This is a genomic window from Clostridium thermarum, assembly GCF_006351925.1.
Lineage (GTDB): Bacteria > Bacillota > Clostridia > Clostridiales > Clostridiaceae > Clostridium_AU > Clostridium_AU thermarum.
Genome location: NZ_CP040924.1, coordinates 1822859 through 1842848, shown reverse-complemented (window position 1 = coordinate 1842848; position 19990 = coordinate 1822859). Strand labels below are relative to the sequence as shown.

19 protein-coding genes are annotated in these 19990 nt (G+C 35.2%); 2 read left to right on the top strand and 17 right to left on the bottom strand.

What is annotated here, in order from left to right:
• Positions 1-2: 2 nt before the first annotated feature.
• The 12 genes from FHY60_RS08375 to pta all read right to left on the bottom strand — a co-directional run bounded on the left by FHY60_RS08375 (position 3) and on the right by pta (position 11762).
• Positions 3-350: a putative DNA-binding protein gene (locus tag FHY60_RS08375; RefSeq protein WP_139904539.1), complete on the bottom strand. Its 348-nt coding sequence runs from the start codon at positions 348-350 to the stop codon at positions 3-5.
• 70 nt (positions 351-420) lie between these two features.
• Positions 421-1332: a signal recognition particle-docking protein FtsY gene (gene ftsY, locus FHY60_RS08370; RefSeq protein ID WP_139904538.1), complete on the bottom strand. Its 912-nt coding sequence runs from the start codon at positions 1330-1332 to the stop codon at positions 421-423.
• A gap of 25 nt (positions 1333-1357) precedes the next feature.
• Complete coding sequence (smc, locus tag FHY60_RS08365; protein ID WP_139904537.1) at positions 1358-4915, bottom strand: chromosome segregation protein SMC; 3558 nt, start codon at positions 4913-4915, stop codon at positions 1358-1360.
• A 231-nt stretch (positions 4916-5146) separates the two neighbouring features.
• Positions 5147-5407, bottom strand: coding sequence for a stage V sporulation protein S (locus FHY60_RS08360; RefSeq protein ID WP_021655065.1), 261 nt, complete (start codon positions 5405-5407; stop codon positions 5147-5149).
• Between the two features lie 59 nt (positions 5408-5466).
• Positions 5467-6543, bottom strand: coding sequence for an elongator complex protein 3 (locus FHY60_RS08355; protein WP_139904536.1), 1077 nt, complete (start codon positions 6541-6543; stop codon positions 5467-5469).
• Positions 6536-7240 (bottom strand): ribonuclease III, encoded by a 705-nt coding sequence (rnc, locus tag FHY60_RS08350; protein WP_423243582.1) that lies wholly within the window; start codon positions 7238-7240, stop codon positions 6536-6538. The genes FHY60_RS08355 and rnc overlap by 8 nt, the downstream gene beginning before the upstream one ends.
• A 63-nt stretch (positions 7241-7303) precedes the next feature.
• On the bottom strand, positions 7304-7537 hold the full coding sequence (gene acpP / locus FHY60_RS08345) for an acyl carrier protein (RefSeq protein ID WP_139904535.1): 234 nt from the start codon (positions 7535-7537) through the stop codon (positions 7304-7306).
• Positions 7538-7620: 83 nt separating this feature from the next.
• Complete coding sequence (plsX, locus tag FHY60_RS08340) at positions 7621-8619, bottom strand: phosphate acyltransferase PlsX (RefSeq protein WP_139904534.1); 999 nt, start codon at positions 8617-8619, stop codon at positions 7621-7623.
• A 55-nt stretch (positions 8620-8674) separates the two neighbouring features.
• Positions 8675-8857 (bottom strand): 50S ribosomal protein L32, encoded by a 183-nt coding sequence (rpmF, locus tag FHY60_RS08335; protein ID WP_139904533.1) that lies wholly within the window; start codon positions 8855-8857, stop codon positions 8675-8677.
• 12 nt (positions 8858-8869) lie between these two features.
• The gene (locus tag FHY60_RS08330) at positions 8870-9370 is read right to left on the bottom strand and encodes a YceD family protein (RefSeq protein ID WP_139904532.1); all 501 of its coding nucleotides are present in this window, start codon (positions 9368-9370) and stop codon (positions 8870-8872) included.
• Between the two features lie 170 nt (positions 9371-9540).
• The gene (locus tag FHY60_RS08325) at positions 9541-10734 is read right to left on the bottom strand and encodes an acetate kinase (protein WP_139904531.1); all 1194 of its coding nucleotides are present in this window, start codon (positions 10732-10734) and stop codon (positions 9541-9543) included.
• Between the two features lie 26 nt (positions 10735-10760).
• Entirely contained in the window at positions 10761-11762 is a 1002-nt protein-coding gene (gene pta, locus FHY60_RS08320) for a phosphate acetyltransferase (protein ID WP_139904530.1), read from the bottom strand.
• Between the two features lie 289 nt (positions 11763-12051).
• Here pta and FHY60_RS08315 point away from each other — a divergent pair, with 289 nt between their 5' ends.
• Together FHY60_RS08315 and ylbJ are read left to right on the top strand one after the other, a co-directional pair.
• A complete protein-coding gene (locus tag FHY60_RS08315; protein ID WP_139904529.1) occupies positions 12052-13278 on the top strand; it encodes a nucleotidyltransferase in 1227 nt (408 codons plus the stop codon).
• Between the two features lie 129 nt (positions 13279-13407).
• A complete protein-coding gene (gene ylbJ / locus FHY60_RS08310; protein ID WP_139904528.1) occupies positions 13408-14589 on the top strand; it encodes a sporulation integral membrane protein YlbJ in 1182 nt (393 codons plus the stop codon).
• Here the strand turns inward: ylbJ and FHY60_RS08305 are convergent.
• From FHY60_RS08305 to FHY60_RS08285, 5 genes are all read right to left on the bottom strand, one after another.
• On the bottom strand, positions 14572-15096 hold the full coding sequence (locus FHY60_RS08305; RefSeq protein WP_139904527.1) for an ATPase: 525 nt from the start codon (positions 15094-15096) through the stop codon (positions 14572-14574). The genes ylbJ and FHY60_RS08305 overlap by 18 nt on opposite strands.
• A gap of 14 nt (positions 15097-15110) precedes the next feature.
• Positions 15111-15590 carry a pantetheine-phosphate adenylyltransferase gene (gene coaD, locus FHY60_RS08300; RefSeq protein WP_139904526.1) on the bottom strand — a complete coding sequence of 160 codons (480 nt, stop codon included), beginning with the start codon at positions 15588-15590 and terminating at the stop codon, positions 15111-15113.
• A 26-nt stretch (positions 15591-15616) separates the two neighbouring features.
• Positions 15617-16183: a 16S rRNA (guanine(966)-N(2))-methyltransferase RsmD gene (gene rsmD, locus FHY60_RS08295; RefSeq protein ID WP_139904525.1), complete on the bottom strand. Its 567-nt coding sequence runs from the start codon at positions 16181-16183 to the stop codon at positions 15617-15619.
• 93 nt (positions 16184-16276) lie between these two features.
• Entirely contained in the window at positions 16277-18304 is a 2028-nt protein-coding gene (gene recG / locus FHY60_RS08290) for an ATP-dependent DNA helicase RecG (RefSeq protein ID WP_139904524.1), read from the bottom strand.
• A gap of 41 nt (positions 18305-18345) precedes the next feature.
• On the bottom strand, positions 18346-19977 hold the full coding sequence (locus tag FHY60_RS08285; RefSeq protein WP_139904523.1) for a DAK2 domain-containing protein: 1632 nt from the start codon (positions 19975-19977) through the stop codon (positions 18346-18348).
• Positions 19978-19990 lie beyond the last annotated feature (13 nt).

Below are 19990 nucleotides of genomic sequence, written 5' to 3'. Positions count from 1 at the left end.
TCCTATAACAACTTTAATATTTCTTGTTCAATTGCTTCTATCTTTTCTCTGCAAGCAGAGTCTGAAATATTTTCTTTTAATTCCCTAATGGAGTTTAAGAGTGAATGTTTAGCTTCAGTATTCCTTATGGCATTTTCCTTAAGCTTAAGCTTTTCTTCATACTCTAGAAGCTGCTTGTGGCATCTTCTAATAATATCATGAATTGCTTGCCTGCTGGTGTTAGTAATTTCAGAAATCTCAGCCAAAGATAAATTTTCATCGTAATACATAGATAAAATATCCTGCTGTTTTTCTGTTAGGAGGGTTCCATAAAACCCCATTAACATAGACATTTCAACATGGTTTTCCATACAATCACCACAACATTTAATATAATATCAGAGGAAATTTATCCTGTCAAGTATTTTTACTTAACAGTCATTAAAATAAAGCATCCGCAAACATCTTGGCGTCAAATTCCTGTAGATCATCAACACCTTCTCCAACACCTATAAAATATACCGGTACCTTCAATTCTTTCTGAATAGCAATAACCACACCGCCCTTTGCTGTACCATCTAACTTAGTCAAAATAATTCCGTCAAGACCGCATATTTCTTTGAATTGCTTAGCTTGAATTATGGCATTTTGACCAGTGGTAGCATCCAGTATCAGCAGGGTATTCTTATTTGCTTCCGGAAATTCCCTGTCTATTACTCTATTAATCTTAGAAAGCTCATCCATTAAATTCTTTTTGTTATGAAGTCTTCCGGCAGTATCACAAATTAAAAGCTCTGTTTTTCTTGCCTTTGCTGCTTGAATGGCATCAAACACCACAGCTGCAGGGTCTGCCCCCTCCTGTTGCTTAATGATATCCACTCCGGACCGTTTACTCCATACATCTAATTGTTCTATCGCTCCTGCTCTAAAGGTATCCGCTGCTGCTAAAAGTACTTTTTTACCGTTGCTTTTATACAGATTGGCTATCTTTCCTATAGAAGTAGTTTTACCAACTCCATTGACACCAATGATTAATAGGACGTTTTGTGGCCCATTGATCAAAGATCTCTTTTCTTTGGCTTCAAGTTGTTCCATAATCACTTCTTTTAATAGATCCTTAACTCCTGTAGGATCCTTCAGCTTATTTTCCTTAATCTTTGCTTTCAGATCATCCATAATCTCCATTGTGGTATTTATTCCGATATCTGCAGTGATAAGAAGTTCTTCCAATTCATCATACATATCATCATCTATTGATACTGTCAGATTCAGGATCTCACTTATTTTATCCGTAAATGAAGACTTAGTTTTTGATAACCCGCTTTTTAACTTATCAAAAAAATTTCCAAACATATTATTATCCTCCTCAGTAAGATAGTTATTTTGATAAATCTACAGAAACTATTTTTGATACACCCTTTTCCTCCATAGTTACCCCATAAAGTACATCACTGGCTTCCATTGTACCCTTTCTGTGGGTAATAACTATGAATTGTATCTTCTCTGAAAAAGTCTTTAAAAATTCCGCATATCTGGCAACATTGGCATCATCTAAAGCAGCTTCTATCTCATCTAAAATGCAGAAAGGCGTAGGCTTCATTTTCAATATGGCAAACAAAAGGGCAATGGCTGATAAACCCTTCTCTCCACCGGACATAAGGTTTATATTTTGCAGCTTCTTACCAGGAGGCTGAACATTAATATCTATAGCGGCTGTGAGTTCGTCTCCTTCACCTAAAATTAAGTCCGCACTTCCTCCTTTAAACAATTCTCTAAAGGTTTCATTGAAATTTACCCTTAGTTTGTTGAAGTTCTCATTAAAGACTTCCTTCATTTTTGCTGTCATCTCATTTATTACGCCAAGCAGCTCAGCTTTTGCATTAATAAGGTCCTCTTTCTGACTGTTCATAAAGGAATACTTTTCTTGCAGCTTTTCATACTCCTCTATAGAGCCTACATTTACTACCCCTAATTGAGAGATGCTTGACTTTAATGTTGTAACTTCTTTTTTTATAATATCAGGATTTTCTATGATCTTTTTGTATCTTTGAGCTTCTGCCAAAGTGAGGTTATACTCATCATTAAGTTTAGACAGCATATTTGACCTATCCAACTCATATTTTGTCATACTCATCTCTAACTTATGCTTTTCTGCTTCCTTGGCAGAAATGCTTTCCTTTGTATTTTCATGCTCCTGAGTCATTTTTTTAATGTTTTCTTTTTTATCTATTTTTATTACTTCATATTCACGGAATCTTTCTTCAAAAGCCTCAACTTCTAGAATTAAGTCACTGATTTTGATGTTGTTTTCATCAATATTACGCTGACTTTCATGAATGCCAGCTTCCGATTTACTTATTTCCAGACAAAGTTCTTCTTTTCTCTTGTAATTGCCCTCAATTTCTTTGGCAATTCTCTCCAGTTCCTTTATTTTGTTATTTACTACTTCATCATTTTGAGCCTTGTTTATTTTTAGCTTAATGAAGTTTTCCTTTTTCTCCTCCATTTCCGCCTTTTTCTCTTCTAATTCTGCTTGTAGTGTATCTATATGCTTTCTATACTCCGCTTCTTTTACTTCAGCCTGTTTTATCTGTTCTTCGATGCTAGAAATGCTTCCACTATACTCCTGGACTTTATCTTCCATAGACTGAATTTCTTGAACAGACAGCTTTGCATTTTGTTTTAACTTATCTGATTCTTCAGCAATAGCAGTTATCTTACCTTGTATCTTTGTAATTTCTATTTCTTTATAGTGAATTTGATCCCTTTCATTCATTATATTGTTGTCTAAGTTGCTTACCCTTGTTTTTAATGCAGAAAGGTCTCCACTGACGCTTTGAATATTTGCCTTCTCCTCCTCCATCTTGCTTTCTAAATCCTTAATTTCACGTTTTCTACCAAAAATATTTGAGGTCTTATTTTGTTGACTTCCACCTGTCAAAGAACCTCCCGGATTGACTACATCTCCGGACAAGGTTACAATTTTGAAACTATAAGAAGTCTTTTTAGCAATGATCAGGGCATTATCCATATTTTCACAAATTATAGTTCTGCCTAAAACATAGTTCACTGCTGAAGTAAATCTTTTGTCAAATTCCACTAAGTCACTGGCTATTCCAATAAAACCTTTAAGGCTCACTGTGTCATTTCCCAGATTTAACTTCTTACCAGTGATTATGTTTAAAGGAAGGAAGGTAGCTCGACCAAGATTATGGACTTTTAAATGATTAATTAAAAGCTTTGCTATATCATCATCTTCAGTTATAATATCGGATACAGCTCCTCCAAGGGCAACTTCGATGGCCTCTACAAGATTATCCGGAACCTTTATAACATTACCTAATACATAGGCCTTATCCTTAGCCTCTGGAACCTTACCATTTTCTATATTCAGCATGAGGGTCTTTACAGCCCTATTATAACCTTCATAATGTTTCTCTAGATTTAATAGAGCACTGTGATTTGCCTCTAACTTATTGTAACTTACTGTAGCATCCTTATAGATTTTCTCTAGGTCTGCTACTTCCTTCACCAAAGCGGAGATTTGCTTTTTATATTCTTTTATATTATTTTGATGTTCCTCTATACTGCTGTAAATTTTATTTTTCTCTTCCTCCAAAGCTGCTGCTGTGGTGGTATTAATAGCTAATGAAGCCTTATAGTTTTCATATTGAGTCTTAAGCTGTTCTTGTCGTTTAGAAAGGTTATCATGATTTATCCTTGCAGAATTAAGTTCATTTTTAAATTCTGTTATTTTTCTTATCACTTCAAACAAGTCATCGTTGTTCTCTGCAAGAGTTTGCTCATGTTCCCCTACCTTGCGGCTGATATCTTCCAGATAATCTTCTAAGACTTTTATTTCTTCATCAGTTTTAAACTTGTCCTGTTGACATTTACCCAATTCTTCATCCAGTTTAGTTTTTAGAGCATTCTGAGCTAATATCTTTCCATCCAGTTCTTCAATCTCTTTTTCATATTTAGAAATATTATCTTTTAGGTTTGCAATTCTTTCTGCAAGCACCTGATTATTAGATAATATACTTTGCTTTACATTTAGACTGTTATAATATCGCTCCTTATCACTTAAGCTCTGCTGTTCATGTTCCTCTAACTCTTTATTCAGAACATCCAATACACCTTTTATCTCTTCTTTTTTAGCAGTAAACTTTTCAATTTCAATATCAATTTTATTGACAGCTTCAGAAAACTCCTTAATTTTTTCTTCATTTTTTTGTATATAATGAATTATTAAAGCCACTTCCTGCTCTGTTAACTGCTTCGACAATTCTAAAAATTGCTTTGCTTTTTCATGTTCAATTCGTAAGGGTTCAAGTCTCTCCTCATAAGTGGACAGAATATCATTTATTCTCACGAGATTTTGCTCAGTATTTTCTAATTTCTTTTCCGCTTCCTCTTTTCTGCTTTTAAACTTTACAATACCTGCAGCTTCCTCTATGAGATTTCTTCTATCCTCAGGACGTCCGCTGAGGATAGCTTCTATCTTACCCTGCCCAATTATTGAATAGCCTTCTTTGCCTATACCGGTATCCATAAACAATTCATGAATATCCTTTAATCTGCAAAGAGTATTATTGATATAGTATTCACTTTCACCAGATCTATATAGCCTTCTAGAAATTGTAACATCAGAATACTCTATGGGCAACTCATAATCACTATTATCTAGGGTAATTGCTACTTGTGCTAGTCCAACAGGTTTTCTGAACATAGTTCCTGCAAAGATGACATCTTCCATTTTGCCGCCACGAAGTGTCTTAATACTTTGTTCACCTAGTACCCATCTCACAGCATCGGAAATATTACTTTTGCCGCTTCCGTTTGGACCGACTACCGCAGTTACACCATTTTTAAATTTTAATTCTGTTTTATCTGCAAAGGACTTAAATCCTCTAATCTCCAGTGATTTAAGAAACATATATACACTCCTAACTAACTATAGCAGTAACTAAAGATAATAAAAATGCAATAAGGACAAATATTACAACATATCTTGTAAACCTCTTTTTTTGTGATTTTTTCATTGCCTACACTCCCCATTTTTAATTTCACTTCTATAGTGTATAGTAAACCTTAAAAAACTTCAATTGGCAATTATAAAAAACAACTCCATGCAAGCATGTGGCGCCAGCATGGAGTGTATAATTCATTATCTAGGTTCAACAATAAACTTAATTGCAGTCCTTTCTTCTCCTTCGATAGTTATTTCTGAGAAGGCCGGTACTACTACTAAGTCAATACCGTTTGGAGCAACAAAACCTCTGGTAATTGCAATAGCTTTTACAGCTTGATTAACTGCTCCAGCACCTACAGCTTGCACTTCAGCAGCAGAATTCTCTCTTAAAACCGCAGCTAATGCGCCTGCAACAGATTTTGGTTGAGATTGTGCTGATACCTTTAATACTTCCATAAATAAATTCCCCCTATAATTATTATAAAAAAACTGTATAGTTAATTATTCTATACGCTTTAAGATTTTCCTGCTTTAACATTTTTAGAAATATAATCAAATATCGACACAATCCAACATCTACCTTCATACTCAAATCTTATAAGCCCATTCTCCAAAGAATCATCTATGAAAACATTTAAATTATCGGTAGTTATATGTCTTTTCATGTCGTAAAACAACATCTTTTTATTAGCATATAATCGAGAGATATATCTGGAATTAATAAATAATTTTATTGGTTCCGTGAAATTTTGTATCTCATCACGGATCATATCACATATTAAACTTCCTTCTACAAGTTCTCTGAACGCAGGATGATAGGGGCCGGTAATAATATCTCTTCCTTCAGTTATATTGTCTGTAGCCTGTAGACCCACTCTGATAATATTTACTCCGTGATACGTGTAGATACAATACAGTTTTTTCGCAATTTCTATTGCTTCTTGAAGGGAGTATGGTTTGTAACTGCCCCTATTATACATAAGCTCCATTGGTGTATTCTTAAGCACTAAAGCTGGATATATTCTGCATAAATCAGGTTTAAGTGCTATGCTGGCATAAGCAGTTTCAAGATCCTTTTTGATGTTATCTCCCGGCAAACCTAACATAATTTGATGGCCAAGAATAAATCCATATTCTTTAATTTTAATGGAAGCATTAATGGTGTCAGCACGATTGTGGCCTCTTCCAGACATTCTAAGAACATCATTATCCATAGACTGAAGACCAAGTTCAATTATATCTACTGAATAATGTTTTAATCTGGTCAATATTTCATCATCTATATAATCAGGACGAGTTGAGAGCCTAATGAAGTTAATTAAACCTTTATCCTTATAATGCTTTGCTGCTGAAAGAAGCTCTATCTGCTTATCCACAGGAATAGCAGTAAAAGTTCCTCCAAAGAAAGATATTTCAACTATGTTGTCATTTCCGTCAATTGTTTTAAAATATTCCTGCACTGTTTGATGTACTGTGCTGGCAGTAACCTTTTCTTGATATCCAGTTATTGAGTTTTGATTGCAAAAAACACAGTTATGAGGGCAGCCTTCATGTGGTACAAATAAGGGTATGATGTAATGTCGTTTACTCAAATTTTTCCTCCAATCTATTGAGTGCGGACTTTGCAGCAAATTGTTCAGCTTCTTTTTTGCTGTATCCAACTCCCTCACCCATAAATTTATTGTTGACTATGACGTTAACAAAAAATTGTCTTCTATGCGGCGGTCCTTCGTGTTTAGTCAAATCATATTGAATAGATATCTCTCCATTCTTTTGCAGAATTTCTTGGAGCTTAGTTTTATAGTCTAGTGTTATTTCATTCCTTATAGCCCGCTGAATAATTTCGTTGAAATTTTTAAGTATATAGGACTTTGTGAAGTTGAACCCCTTATCCAGATATATGGCCGCAATTATTGCTTCAACACAATCTGCCAATATTGAGATTCTGGTCCTGCCGCCTGTCATTTCTTCACCTTTGCTCATATATATATATCGACCTAAATCCCAGTCTTTAGCAATTTCGTAAAGAGAATTTTCACAAACTACAAGAGACCTAATCTTGGTTAGTTCGCCTTCGCTTTTATTTTTATAATTTTTAAATAAATGCTCAGTTATGGTAAGCTGCAACACTGAGTCACCTAAAAATTCCAATCGTTCGTTATACTTTACGTCTTTCTTTTGATTTGCGAAGGAACTATGGGTAATTGCAGTATTTAGAAATGCTTTATTCTTAAAACTTACTCCCAGTTTTTTCTCTAGTTCATCTAAGAGAAGATAATCCAAATCCATAGTATCTGCTCCTTTATAAGTATATAATTAAAGCCCCGAATGAACGGGACTTGTCAGCAAATTTTATTCTTCACTATGTGCCTTTATGTACTCAACTACATCTGCAACTGTTGATATATTCTCTACCTCTTCATCAGGGATTTCCATATCGAATTCATCTTCAAGAGCCATTATTAACTCGACTAAATCTAGTGAATCTGCGCCAAAATCATCAATAAAGGATGATTCCATGGTAATCTCATCTTCATCAAGACTTAATTTATCCGCAATTATCTCTCTAACTTTTTCAAATACCATACTTTCACCTCCTAATACATCTCTAATTCAATATTATAATATGACAATAATGCCGTCAACAAAATTATTGTGCATGAATTATATTACTCTGTCAAGCTATTGGTAATACTTTCTCTAATTTTTTCTATGACATTCTTTTCATACAATGTGTATGCTTGCTTAATAGCATTTTTTACAGCTCTAGCATCAGAACTTCCATGAGCTTTTATACAGATACCGTCTACGCCTAAGAATGGGGCACCACCCACTTCTTTATAATCAAACTTCTTCTTGAAGCTTTTAAACACAGGTTTTAATATAAGTGCACCTATTTTACTTCTAAGGTTTGACATCATTTCAGTCTTTAGAATGTCAAAGATGGTAGAGGCTACCCCCTCATACATCTTTAATACAGTATTTCCTACAAAGCCATCGCATACAAGGACCTGAACATCACCGGCAGGTATATCCCTAGGCTCTACATTTCCTATAAAATTTAAGTTGCTTTCCTTAAAAAGTTTATAGGCGGCCTTTGTAAGTTCATTTCCCTTTTCTTCTTCTGCTCCTATATTTACAAGACCCACTGAAGGTTTCTCAATTCCTATGACATCTTTCATATAAATTTGGCCCATAATGCCGAATTGAACCAAATTCACAGGCTTACACTCCGCATTTGCCCCAGCATCCATCACCATAAAAGATCCGTTTTTACCTGGCATAATGGGAGCTAGCCCAGGTCTGTCAACACCTTTAATTCTTCCAACAATAAAAAGAGATCCTGCTAAGAAGGCTCCAGTGCTTCCAGCTGAAATGACGGCGTGGCACTCCTTATTCTTTACTAGATTTAATGCAGTACAAATACTAGAATTTTTCTTTTTTCTGATTGCCATAACAGGATGCTCGTTAGGACTGATTACTTCCGGTGCATCTAATAGAGCAATCTTATTAGAATCAAAGTGATATTTTTGAAGTTCTTTTTCAATAATTTCTTTAGGTCCTGTTAAAGTAATATGTACATCTAGTTCCTTTACTGCTTCAATGCAACCTTCAACTACCGCTGCAGGTGCATTATCGCCGCCCATTGCATCAACTGCAATCCTCATAGCAACACCCCTTTTCTGTATTTTATCTAAAATAAAAGAAAGTCATTGACTTTCTTTATTTTTCTGGATTTACGATTTCTTTTCCCTTGTAATAACCACAATTCTTGCAAACTCTGTGAGCTAGCTTCATTTCGTGGCATTGTGGGCATTCTATTATGCCTGGTAAACTTAATTTAAAAGTCTGAGCTCTTCTAGAATCTCTTCTTGCTTTTGAAAATCTTCTTGCCGGATTTCCCATTGTTACACCTCCTTATTCAGTAAAAAACAACTCTTTTAGCTTTTCCAGCCTTGGATCAACGTTTCCGTTGTCACAATTACATGTCTTTTTATTGAGATTGCAGCCACAGCTTTGACACAAACCTTGGCAATCTTCACTACACAATTTTTTAATTGGTAAAGACATAAGAATATTGTTTTCTATTAATTCAGTTAGATTGATTATATCGCTATCGATGAAGATGACAGATTCATCTTCATCGTTAGGAACAGCTGAAAATTTTTCGTGTATCTCAATGTCTATAGGATATATAAAGTCCTCAAGACATCTTGAACACATTAAAATTAATTCTCCAGATAATTTACCATCAAGATAAAACATCTCATCAACTCTGCCGGTAACTCCCGAAAAAACAATTTCTTTATTAGTCTTAATTTCGGAATTTCCTATAAACAGCATATCAGGTTTAAGACTAACATTTATCTCCTTGCTAGAGTTTTTCTTGTTACTTAAATCATTGATATTAATATACATATGTTTATCTCTGGAATAAAAACAATTCCTTACGTGTAAACGTATATGCAGTATTCTGCATAGCTCGAGTCAGAGCGACCTTTTTCACTCCCTCTAGTAAAATGTTGTTCAGAGTAGCCACAATTTATTATATAAAGGACCCTAATAAAAGTCAAGTTTACAATGATAATTTATTTTACCAGATTTAAAGTATCTCTTGCAATCATTAATTCCTCATCGGTAGGAATTACAAAAACCTTAACCTTAGAGTCTACTGCGCTGATATCTTCTCTTCTTCCCTTGAAGTTATTTTTTGATTTTTCTATCTTAATTCCTAGTGCTCCAAGTCCGTTACATACTTCTTCTCTGGTTTCTGGAGAATTTTCTCCTAAGCCTGCAGTGAAGATTAGTGCATCAATACCATCCATAGCAGCTACATAGGAACCAATATACTTTCTAACTCTGTAGTGGAATATGTCTAGTGCTAACTTACATCTTTCGTGTCCAGCATTCATTTCATCTTCTACATCTCTAAAATCACTGCTTACACCGGATATTCCAAGAATACCACTCTTCTTGTTCAAAATATTATCCATTTCATCTGCAGATATATTTAATTGCTTCATAAGATAGGTTACCACAGCTGGATCAAGATCTCCTGATCTTGTGCCCATTACCAAGCCTTCAAGTGGAGTAAAGCCCATACTTGTATCAAAGGATTTACCATTCTTTACAGCAGTAATACTTGCTCCGTTTCCTAAATGGCATACCACAAGTTTTAGGTCTTTGATATCTTTACCTATCATCTTAGCAGCTTCTTGGGATACATATTTGTGTGAAGTTCCATGGAATCCATATCTTCTCACACCATACTTTTCATATAATTCATATGGCAAGGCGTAGATATAGGATTCCTTTGGCATTGTTTGATGGAAAGCAGTATCAAACACAGCTACCATTGGTACATTAGGCATTAATGCCCTACAAGCCTCTATACCGGTTATGTTTGGAGGATTATGAAGCGGTGCAAGCTTTACGCACTCATTTAAAGCCTTCATGACGCTGTCATCAATAATTACGGATTCTGCATATTTTTCTCCACCGTGAACAACTCTATGTCCAACAGCTGCAATTTCATCCATGCTTTTTATAACGCCATTTTTCTCATCTATAAGAGCATCAATAACTAACTGGATGGCTTCTTGATGATTTGCCAAAGGCTTTTCAACTATGTATTTGTCTCTTCCTTCAACCTTTTGAGTAAGCTTGGAACCTTCAATTCCGATTCTTTCTACTAGACCTTTTGCCATTACTCCTTCATTAGTCATATCAAGTAATTGATACTTTAAGGATGAACTACCGCAGTTTATAACTAATATCTTCATTTCAACACCTCTATACTACTAAATATTTAAATATTTTTTTGTGCTTGAACTGCTGTAACAGCAACAACATTGACAATATCTTCAGCACTGCAGCCTCTTGATAAATCATTTATTGGACGTGCAAACCCTTGACAGATTGGTCCTATGGCCTCTGCCTTAGCAAATCTTTGTACCAACTTGTAACCAATGTTTCCTGCTTGTAAATCTGGGAATATTAAAACATTAGCATTTCCTGCAACTTTACTGCCAGGTGCCTTTTGATCTGCAACTTTCTTAACTATAGCTGCATCTAGCTGCATCTCCCCATCTATTAACAGGTCAGGTCTTCTTTCCTTTGCTATTTCGGTAGCCTTTCTAACCTTTTCAACCAATTCGTGATCAGCACTTCCCATAGTTGAGAATGACAACATTGCAACCTTTGGATCAATACCGCACAAATTTTTTGCAGTTTCAGCTGTAGCTATGGCGATAGAAGCCAACTGCTCTGCATTTGGGTTTGGATTTACCGCACAGTCAGAGAATACCAGCATTCCTTCTTCTCCATACTTACAATCTGGAACCACCATTATAAAGAAACTGGAAACAACTGATACTCCAGGTGCAGTTTTAACTATCTGTAAACCTGGTCTTAGTAGATCTCCAGTAGTATGAACAGCTCCGGACACCATACCATCTACATATCCTAATTTAACCAACATCGTTCCGTAATATAACGGATCTCTAACAATTTTTTCAGCCTTTTCCATTGTCATCCCTTTGCTTTTTCTGAGTTCATAGAACTCCTGAGCAAAAAGTGATGTTCTTTCGCTGTTTTCCGGATCTTCTATTGCTATTCCTTCTATATTTGCCCCAATTTCCTTGGCTTTTGACTTTATTTTACCTATATTACCTACGAGTACAAGCTCCGCTAACCCATTTTTCACTATGGTTTCACAGGCTAACAGCGTCCTCTCTTCCTCACCTTCTGGCAGCACAATTCTCTTTTTATCTTGTTGTGCCATCTGCCAAATTTTTTGCAAAAATTCCATGTTCATTTCTCCTTTCAAAACTTATAAGGCTATATTTAATATACTCCTCACACCATACTAGTTTCAACAAAAAATTATAAAATCCTTGTATAATATAAAAGTTATTAAATTTCCAATTTTCTAAATTTTCTTATACGCTTCGATTAAAAGTAATTTTATTTACAAATTTAATTATTTACTACATTTTTTATATGCCTTGTAAAAAATGCTTTGATTATTATAAAAGTATAATATATATTGAGTATATATGGACATTTATTTTACAATACTTGAAAAGAAGGTGATAAAAATGAAAGTTGCTGCGATTATTTGTGAATACAACCCTCTCCACAACGGACACTTGTATCAGATAGATTTAACTAAAAAAATCACAGGTTGTGACAGTCTTATTGCCATTATGAGCGGAAATTTTGTTCAACGAGGAGAACCTGCAATAATTGATAAATGGCTCAGAACAAAAATGGCCCTAAGTAACGGTGTGGATTTAGTCATAGAACTTCCCGCAATATACGCCCTATCTTCCGCTGAATTTTTTGCAGAGGGTGCTGTATTAATTTTAAACAATCTCAACGTAGTAAACGCCCTTTGCTTTGGAAGTGAATGCGGTGAAATTTCACCACTGTTAAGAATTGCAGAAATTCTTCATATGGAACCAGAGGATTACAGGGCTTATTTGAAAACCTTTTTAAATGAAGGTCTCGTTTATCCTGCGGCTCGCAGTCTTGCTCTACAAAAATATATAACAGTGAACTTAAAAGATAGCTCAGCTGCTTATAAAAATATACTTATGACTTCAAATAACATACTTGGTATAGAATACTGTAAAAGTCTGATAGCTAATAATTCAAGCATTAAGCCCTATACAATTACCAGAATTGGTTCAGGCTATAATGATGAAAACATCAGCAACGGCTTTTCCAGCGCCACTGCAATCAGAAAACACCTTAAGAATCATGGCCATATGGAAAGTATTGCCTTACAGCTTCCTAAAAATTCATTTGATATTATTATGCAACTAAAGAAAGATAATTATGACTTTACTTATCCTGATTCAATGTTCAGATATATTAAATACAAAGCCCTGACTAAAAGGGATACAAATATAGAGAACCTATTTGATGTCAGTGAAGGTTTGCATAACAGGCTATACAAGTATATCCTAGAGTCAAACTCCCTTGAAGACCTCATAAGCAAGATAAAAACAAAACGATATACTTATACCCGTCTCAGCAGAATTCTTACTCAGTATTTTATAGGTTTTGAAGAATTTGATCAAAGCACATTGCTTAATAGCAAATGTGATTATATCAGGGTATTAGGTTTCAACACAAGAGGGGGAGAAATCCTTAACCTCATAAAGAAAAATTCAACTATGAAAATCATATCAAAGTTCCCGAGGAACATCACAAATGATATTTTAAAACTGGACTTGGCCACCACAAGAGCCTACAGCGTTATAAATAAGAACGTGCGCCATAATGATGACTATTTAAGAAGCCCAATTATTTTTGACTAGTATTTTGCAGGATAGTAATATTTAATCCTCCTAAGAACTATAAATAGTATATATTGTTTTTGACTTTAGAATACAGTGCAGCAATAAAATAAATACCTGTCTGCATATATCAATCAATTAGGAGGATTTATGTTGCAAACACTATTGTTATTAATACTTTCCCTATCACTGCTTTTCTTAATAAACTCCACCATCAGATGGAAGAGCATTAACATCATAATTGTCTTCCTATGTACCTGCGTAATAATTTATTTTATTACCTTTCCAAAACAGTGTATCAACTCTACACTTTTTGGAGCTAAAATATTCTTTACAGCTCTGTTTCCATCACTATTTCCATTTTTAATAGTTTGTAATTTACTTATTCGGTATGACGGTATAGAAATATACTCAAAACTCTTTGGAAGAATACTCTGTAAACCTCTGCGCCTGTCAGTCCAGTGCAGCATTGCGCTAATTATCAGTGCTCTTTGCGGATATCCGCTGGGTGCAAAATATACCTGTGATCTATACGAAAAATCCCTTATCTCTAAAGATGAATGCCAAAGGCTTCTCAATATAGCCTCAAATACCGGACCCATTTTTATCGTAGGCTCTGTGGCTACCGTTATGCTTGGTAATACTCAACTTGGTTATATAATGTTATTTTCTAACTATATAGCTTGTATCATTATATCATTTCTAATTAAGCCTGTGAGTACATATGTAAATATATCCGGTAAAAACAACTTCTCAACATATCTCCCAAGCAAAAGAAACTTTGGCAGTGAACTTAAAGAGAGTATTAATAACGCATTAAAAACTGTCATATCTGTAGGTGGATATGTAGTCTTGTTTGCTGTATTGATAGATATTTTAAGCTACAATAAATACTTCGATTTAGCTTTGCTGTACATAACAAAAAATACAAATACTAAGGATATATTAAAATCTGCCTTACTTGGCATAATTGAACTTACGAAAGGCTGTCAGTTAATCTCAACTTTGAATATATCCTTATATTATAAAAGTATAATTATCAGCTTTCTTTCCTGCTTCAGCGGTCTATCAATTATTTCGCAGGTATATTCCTTTACATACAAATTTCCGGAGCTTTCGATGAAAAAATACATAAAAAGAAAAGCAGTACAAGGACTTATTAGCTCCATTGTCACTGCATTATTGCTGCTCCCCTTCGAAAAGATCTCCACAAGTACCTTTACTGCTATAAATGTAAATTCAAGCTTTAATTGGGTTTACATCATATTGTTTGTTTTATTGTTAATTCCTTTATGTATACATAGTCTTAAGAAATTATTTCATATTTCGTAACTCTTTAATATTTTCACGGATGCCATTAGAGGTGCTGCTGATTTCTTTTATTACATCCTGTAAGAATTTATCGGTCTCACCTTTAATGGCCTGTACCATTTGATGAACTTTTACTTCCATCTCCTTATCAAGCTGGCAGAGAATTTCATCGGCATAGTCTCTAGCACCCAAGCGAATGGTTTTAGCGTCCCTTTGAGCCAGGGCCAGTATCTCTTGAGCCCTTGTCGTTGCCTCCTTTGTGATGTCATGATTTTCCACCTGTTTTCTCATCATTTCTACGGTTTCTTTTTTAACGGCTTCGTATTCTTTGTTCGCTTCGTTCAGTATTCTTTCTTTTTCACCTAACACCCACTGCGCCTTTTTAAACTCATCCGGCAAATAGTTGATAATCTGATCAACTATATCCAAGACTTCATTCTTATCAATAAAAACTTTTCCGGTGATAGGCATTTTTGGTGCATTTTCAACTATTTCCTGTAAGTACTCTAGTAATTGAATTACATCCATACTTTCTCCCCCTACTATTCCCGAATTTTTGATAGCACATTGTTGATTATCGGATCTGGTACAAGACCCTTAATACACCCTCCAAACATTGCTACCTGTTTTACAGAAGATGAACTTAAATATGAGTATTGAGCGCTGGTCATCATGAAGAGAGTCTCTATTGAATCATCAAGTTTGTTATTCATAAGAGCCATTTGAAATTCATATTCAAAATCAGAAACAGCTCTAAGACCTTTAATAATAACCTTCGCATTATGACTTTTCATAAAATTAATCAGCAGCCCGCTAAAACTCTCCACTTTAACGTTGCTGTAAGGTGTTACCACCTTTTTTATCAATTCAACCCTTTCCTCAATGGAAAAGAGACCTCTCTTATCCGGATTTATCAATACAGCTACTATTACCTCATCAAATATCTTTGCAGCTCTTTTTATTATGTCTTCATGTCCATTGGTAATAGGATCGAAACTTCCGGGATATACAGCTATTCTCATTTTGGCCTCCTTACGTCAACTGCAAACTACAAAGATTTGTCAATATACTTATATAAACAAACTGTAGTGTTACCATACTTTCTATATTTTGACAGCAATAATTCTCCATTGCCTTCGTAGATTCTTTCACTGGAATCTATTTTAGTAACAATAATTCCATCTTTATCTAACATATTATTTTGGTGTATTACATCTATAGCCCTTGGTATCATATCTTTTAGATAAGGTGGGTCAATAAAAATTATGTCAAAAACTCTGCTTTCCTTCGCTAAATACTCCAAGGCTTCGTATGAATCCATATTTAAGCAGATACACTGGTCTTGAAATTTAAGATTTTCAACATTTTTCTTTAGTCTATCAAAAGTAACAGGACTTCTGTCCACAAGAACACATTGTTTAGCACCTCTGCTGACAGACTCCAGTCCCAGGCTTCCGGTACCGGCAAAAACATCCAAAACTAAAGCATCCTCAAGTCTGTTCTGTATCATACTAAACATTGCTTCTTTAACTCTATCCAAGGTAGGCCTAGTAGTCTCCATACCTTCCGGCGGCAATAACTTCCTGCCTTTTGCAATACCTGCTATTATTCGCATGGTATTTCCTCCTTCTGCTCATTTCTATACTATTTTAACATATTGTTAATATACATACAATTATTCACGAAAATTTTACATAAATAAAAGGTTTTAGTTAAAGCAAATATATTTTGATGAACTCTCGATCGCCTCTTTTAATTCATCAATTACTGCTCTGTATTCCTCTTCGTTATTTAGCACATTCCTAGCCTCTTTATTAGCTACTTTCAGCAGCTCCGAATCCTCATATATGTCAGCCAGCATTAAGCCTGCATCACCGCTTTGATTTATGCCAAACATATCGCCGCTGCCTCTCAACCTCATATCTTCTTCTGCAATTTTAAATCCATCATTGGTTTCTACCATAATGCCCATACGTCTTTTAATATTATCATTCTTTATATCTGCTATTAATATACAGTAAGATTTATATCCACCTCTCCCTACTCTTCCTCTCAATTGATGAAGTTGGGCCAGGCCAAATCTTTCAGCATTTTCTATAACCATCACCGAGGCATTGGGAACATTTACTCCAACCTCTATAACCGTGGTAGCTATCAGAGCTTTGGTATTCCCACTTTTAAAGTCAGCCATAGTAGCTTCCTTCTCTGAGGGCGTCATTTTACCGTGGAGCACTGCCACGTGAATATTTTTGAAATAGCTCTTTTTCAGATCATCATATAAGGTTTTAACGGATTGCAATTCCAGGTTTTCACTATCTTCAATCATAGGACAAACGATATAAGCTTGCCTGCCCTTATTAATTTCTTCTATGACTGCCTTGTAGGCATTCTCTCTCTTTTTTCTTTCTATAAGTATTGTATCAATCTTTTGTCTTCCCGGAGGCAACTCATCTATAATGGATATATCCAAATCTCCGTAAACAAAAAGAGATAATGTCCTTGGAATGGGTGTAGCGCTCATAACCAACACTTCGATACTATTACCCTTATTTAATAGCTTAGCCCTTTGATAAACTCCAAATCTATGCTGTTCGTCGGTAACTATCATTGCCAGGTCAGAAAACTCTACATCTTCTTCCAAGATTGCGTGAGTTCCTATAATGAGCTGGGCCCTGCCTTCTTTAATTTCTTCTTTTATTCTTTGTTTGTTTTTGGGTGTTAAGCTCCCCGTCAATAGGACAATATTTATATCAAACTTTCCCAATATTTTTTGAGCTTCAGCATAATGCTGTTTAGCTAAAATTTCTGTAGGAACCATTAAGGCAGCCTGATATCCATTCTTGATTATATTGAACAATGCTATTAGGGCTATTACAGTCTTACCGCTGCCTACATCTCCCTGTAGCAATCTGTTCATAGCATATGGATTCTTTTGATCAAGCAGTATCTCCCTTATAACTTTTCTCTGTGCCTTTGTCAGTTCAAAGGGTAAAGAGTCCCTTAAGTCTGTCAACTCTTCAGCCATAACATAGCTTCTGCCAGCATTAATACTCCTGTTGTATTTCTTGAGCATAAGAATTTTTAAAGAGTAGGCAAAAAGCTCCTGAAACTTAAGCCTTTTCCTTGCACCTTCTAATTTTTCCTTGCTTTCGGGCATGTGAATGTTTCTAATTGCTTCATCCAATGACATCAGCTTATATTTATGCAGCAAGGTTTCAGGAAGGTTTTCACTTATGATTGTGGACTCTAAAACTTGCCTTACTAACTTCATAATTGTAGAAGAAGTTAAGCTTCTGGTTAAAGAGTACTTAGGCAAGATACTTGTATTCAATTCCAGATTATTAACAATCTTTGCATTACATAGCATTTCTTTACCCTGAAATATATTTAGCTTACCATACAACCTATAGGTTTCATTAATTCTAAAACTATTTTTGATATAGGGCTGATTAAACCACTTACATGCCAATTGCTTTTGTCCAGTATCAATGTATATGGTGGTAATGACCTTTCCTGTTTTAGACCGATTATCCCTGTCAATCCTGGTAACTCTTCCCTCTACCATGCAATGGTCAATTTCAGTCTTGCTTCCGCTTGTTAAAGTTCCAATAAATTCATAGTCCCTGGGAAAGTACAGCAGCAAATCCTTAACAGTAAAAATATCCAGGTCATTCAGATAGGCTTTTAATTTTGGTCCTACCCCTTTTAGGAAAGATATTTCTTTGCTTAAGTCCAAATAAATTCACCTCCATGAAAAAAAAGCCCTAAGGCTTTTTTTTACTCAACAGAAACGATAAAATAATATAGAGGTTGTTTTCCATTGTATGTTTGAACGTCTAAATCTGAATACTTATCTTCTATTCTCTCAACGAATTCCATAACCTCTTCCTCATTGCATTCCTGACCATATAATATAGTGATTAGTTCACTATCCTCAGTTACTGCATTATCAATCAGTTTTTCACAAACTTCAAAAATATCTGTACCAACTTCAGATATTTTTCCTTCTATCAAGCCGAGAATATCGCCTTCTTTAATCTCTTTTCCATCCATTTCTGTCTCTCTAACGGCATATGTAACAGATCCAGTTGTAACCTTTGCCATAGCTTCTATCATGGTTCCTTTGTTTTCCTCTACATCAGCCTCTCCATTAAACATGGTTAAGGCAGTTATACCTTGAGGTATTGTCTTAGATGGAATTACTATTATATTTTTTTCACTGATTTCTGCAGCTTGTGTAGCAGCCATAACAATATTTTTATTATTTGGTAAAACAAAAATGTTTTCAGCATTAATCTTTTTTACTGCATCCAGGATATCCTGTGTGCTTGGATTCATTGTTTGTCCGCCTTCAATAACATAATCAACACCAAGATCCTTAAAGATATTGGTAACTCCTTCTCCGGCGGCAACTGCGATAAATCCGTATTTTTTCAATTCTGTCGCTGTTTCCTCTGCGGTAATACTGTCTTCATCCACCACTAGGTGTCTGTGTTGTTCCTTCATATTTTCAATCTTAATCTTAGTCAGTTCTCCCAATTTTACCGCTTTAGATAAAACAACTCCAGGATCATTGGTATGTATATGAATCTTAATGACATTTTCGTAGGAAACTGCAACAATTGAATCGCCATATTGCTCGATTTCATCTCTGAAAGCATTGCTGTCAGGATTGCTTTCCTTAGTCATTATAATAAATTCAGTACAATATGCAAACTTTATATCTTCCTCGCTGATGCTTTGTTGCGCAGATGCATTGGATGCAACCGGAGCATCCTCCTTAACTACGGCCTTAACATTGCCAGTTAGTGCATCTCTCATTCCGTTTAATATTACTAAAAAGCCCATACCACCAGCATCTACTACCTTAGCCTTTTTTAGAACAGGCAACATTTCCGGTGTCTTGTTTAGTATGTTGCGGCAGTGGTCGCATACCTCATTCATTAGTGTAACAATATCGCTGGATTTGCTGTTAACTGCACTTTCTCCGGAAGCTCGAACTATAGTTAAGATTGTTCCTTCAGTGGGTCTCATAACAGCTTTATAAGCGCTTTTAGAACCTTCCATTAAGCTCTCAGCAAACTCCTTTGCATCAACCTCATCCTTATTTTCCAAGCCCTTAGCTATTCCTCTTAGAATTTGTGAAAGTATAACACCAGAGTTTCCCCTGGCTCCCATCAATGCACCCCTAGCCAGGGTTTTAGCTATATTTCCAACGGTATCGTTTTTCAAATTTTTTATTTCTTCCACAGCCGCCTTGATGGTCATAGACATGTTTGTTCCAGTATCCCCATCCGGTACCGGAAAAACATTTAAAGAGTTTACATACTCTTTTTGCTCCTCCAAAGTGTTGCTGGCATTTATCATCATATTATAAAAAATTTCACCATTAATTTTTAAAATGCTCATTCTGTCGTCCCCC

Bases quoted from the DNA above. Each gene is read 5' to 3' on its own strand.
- FHY60_RS08375 (WP_139904539.1), bottom strand. From the start codon at position 350: ATGGAAAACCATGTTGAAATGTCTATGTTAATGGGGTTTTATGGAACC.
- ftsY (WP_139904538.1), bottom strand. From the start codon at position 1,332: ATGTTTGGAAATTTTTTTGATAAGTTAAAAAGCGGGTTATCAAAAACT.
- smc (WP_139904537.1), bottom strand. From the start codon at position 4,915: ATGTTTCTTAAATCACTGGAGATTAGAGGATTTAAGTCCTTTGCAGAT.
- FHY60_RS08360 (WP_021655065.1), bottom strand. From the start codon at position 5,407: ATGGAAGTATTAAAGGTATCAGCACAATCTCAACCAAAATCTGTTGCA.
- rnc (WP_423243582.1), bottom strand. From the start codon at position 7,240: ATGGATTTGGATTATCTTCTCTTAGATGAACTAGAGAAAAAACTGGGA.
- acpP (WP_139904535.1), bottom strand. From the start codon at position 7,537: ATGGTATTTGAAAAAGTTAGAGAGATAATTGCGGATAAATTAAGTCTT.
- plsX (WP_139904534.1), bottom strand. From the start codon at position 8,619: ATGAGGATTGCAGTTGATGCAATGGGCGGCGATAATGCACCTGCAGCG.
- rpmF (WP_139904533.1), bottom strand. From the start codon at position 8,857: ATGGGAAATCCGGCAAGAAGATTTTCAAAAGCAAGAAGAGATTCTAGA.
- FHY60_RS08330 (WP_139904532.1), bottom strand. From the start codon at position 9,370: ATGTATATTAATATCAATGATTTAAGTAACAAGAAAAACTCTAGCAAG.
- FHY60_RS08325 (WP_139904531.1), bottom strand. From the start codon at position 10,734: ATGAAGATATTAGTTATAAACTGCGGTAGTTCATCCTTAAAGTATCAA.
- pta (WP_139904530.1), bottom strand. From the start codon at position 11,762: ATGGAATTTTTGCAAAAAATTTGGCAGATGGCACAACAAGATAAAAAG.
- FHY60_RS08315 (WP_139904529.1), top strand. From the start codon at position 12,052: ATGAAAGTTGCTGCGATTATTTGTGAATACAACCCTCTCCACAACGGA.
- ylbJ (WP_139904528.1), top strand. From the start codon at position 13,408: ATGTTGCAAACACTATTGTTATTAATACTTTCCCTATCACTGCTTTTC.
- FHY60_RS08305 (WP_139904527.1), bottom strand. From the start codon at position 15,096: ATGGATGTAATTCAATTACTAGAGTACTTACAGGAAATAGTTGAAAAT.
- coaD (WP_139904526.1), bottom strand. From the start codon at position 15,590: ATGAGAATAGCTGTATATCCCGGAAGTTTCGATCCTATTACCAATGGA.
- rsmD (WP_139904525.1), bottom strand. From the start codon at position 16,183: ATGCGAATAATAGCAGGTATTGCAAAAGGCAGGAAGTTATTGCCGCCG.
- FHY60_RS08285 (WP_139904523.1), bottom strand. From the start codon at position 19,977: ATGAGCATTTTAAAAATTAATGGTGAAATTTTTTATAATATGATGATA.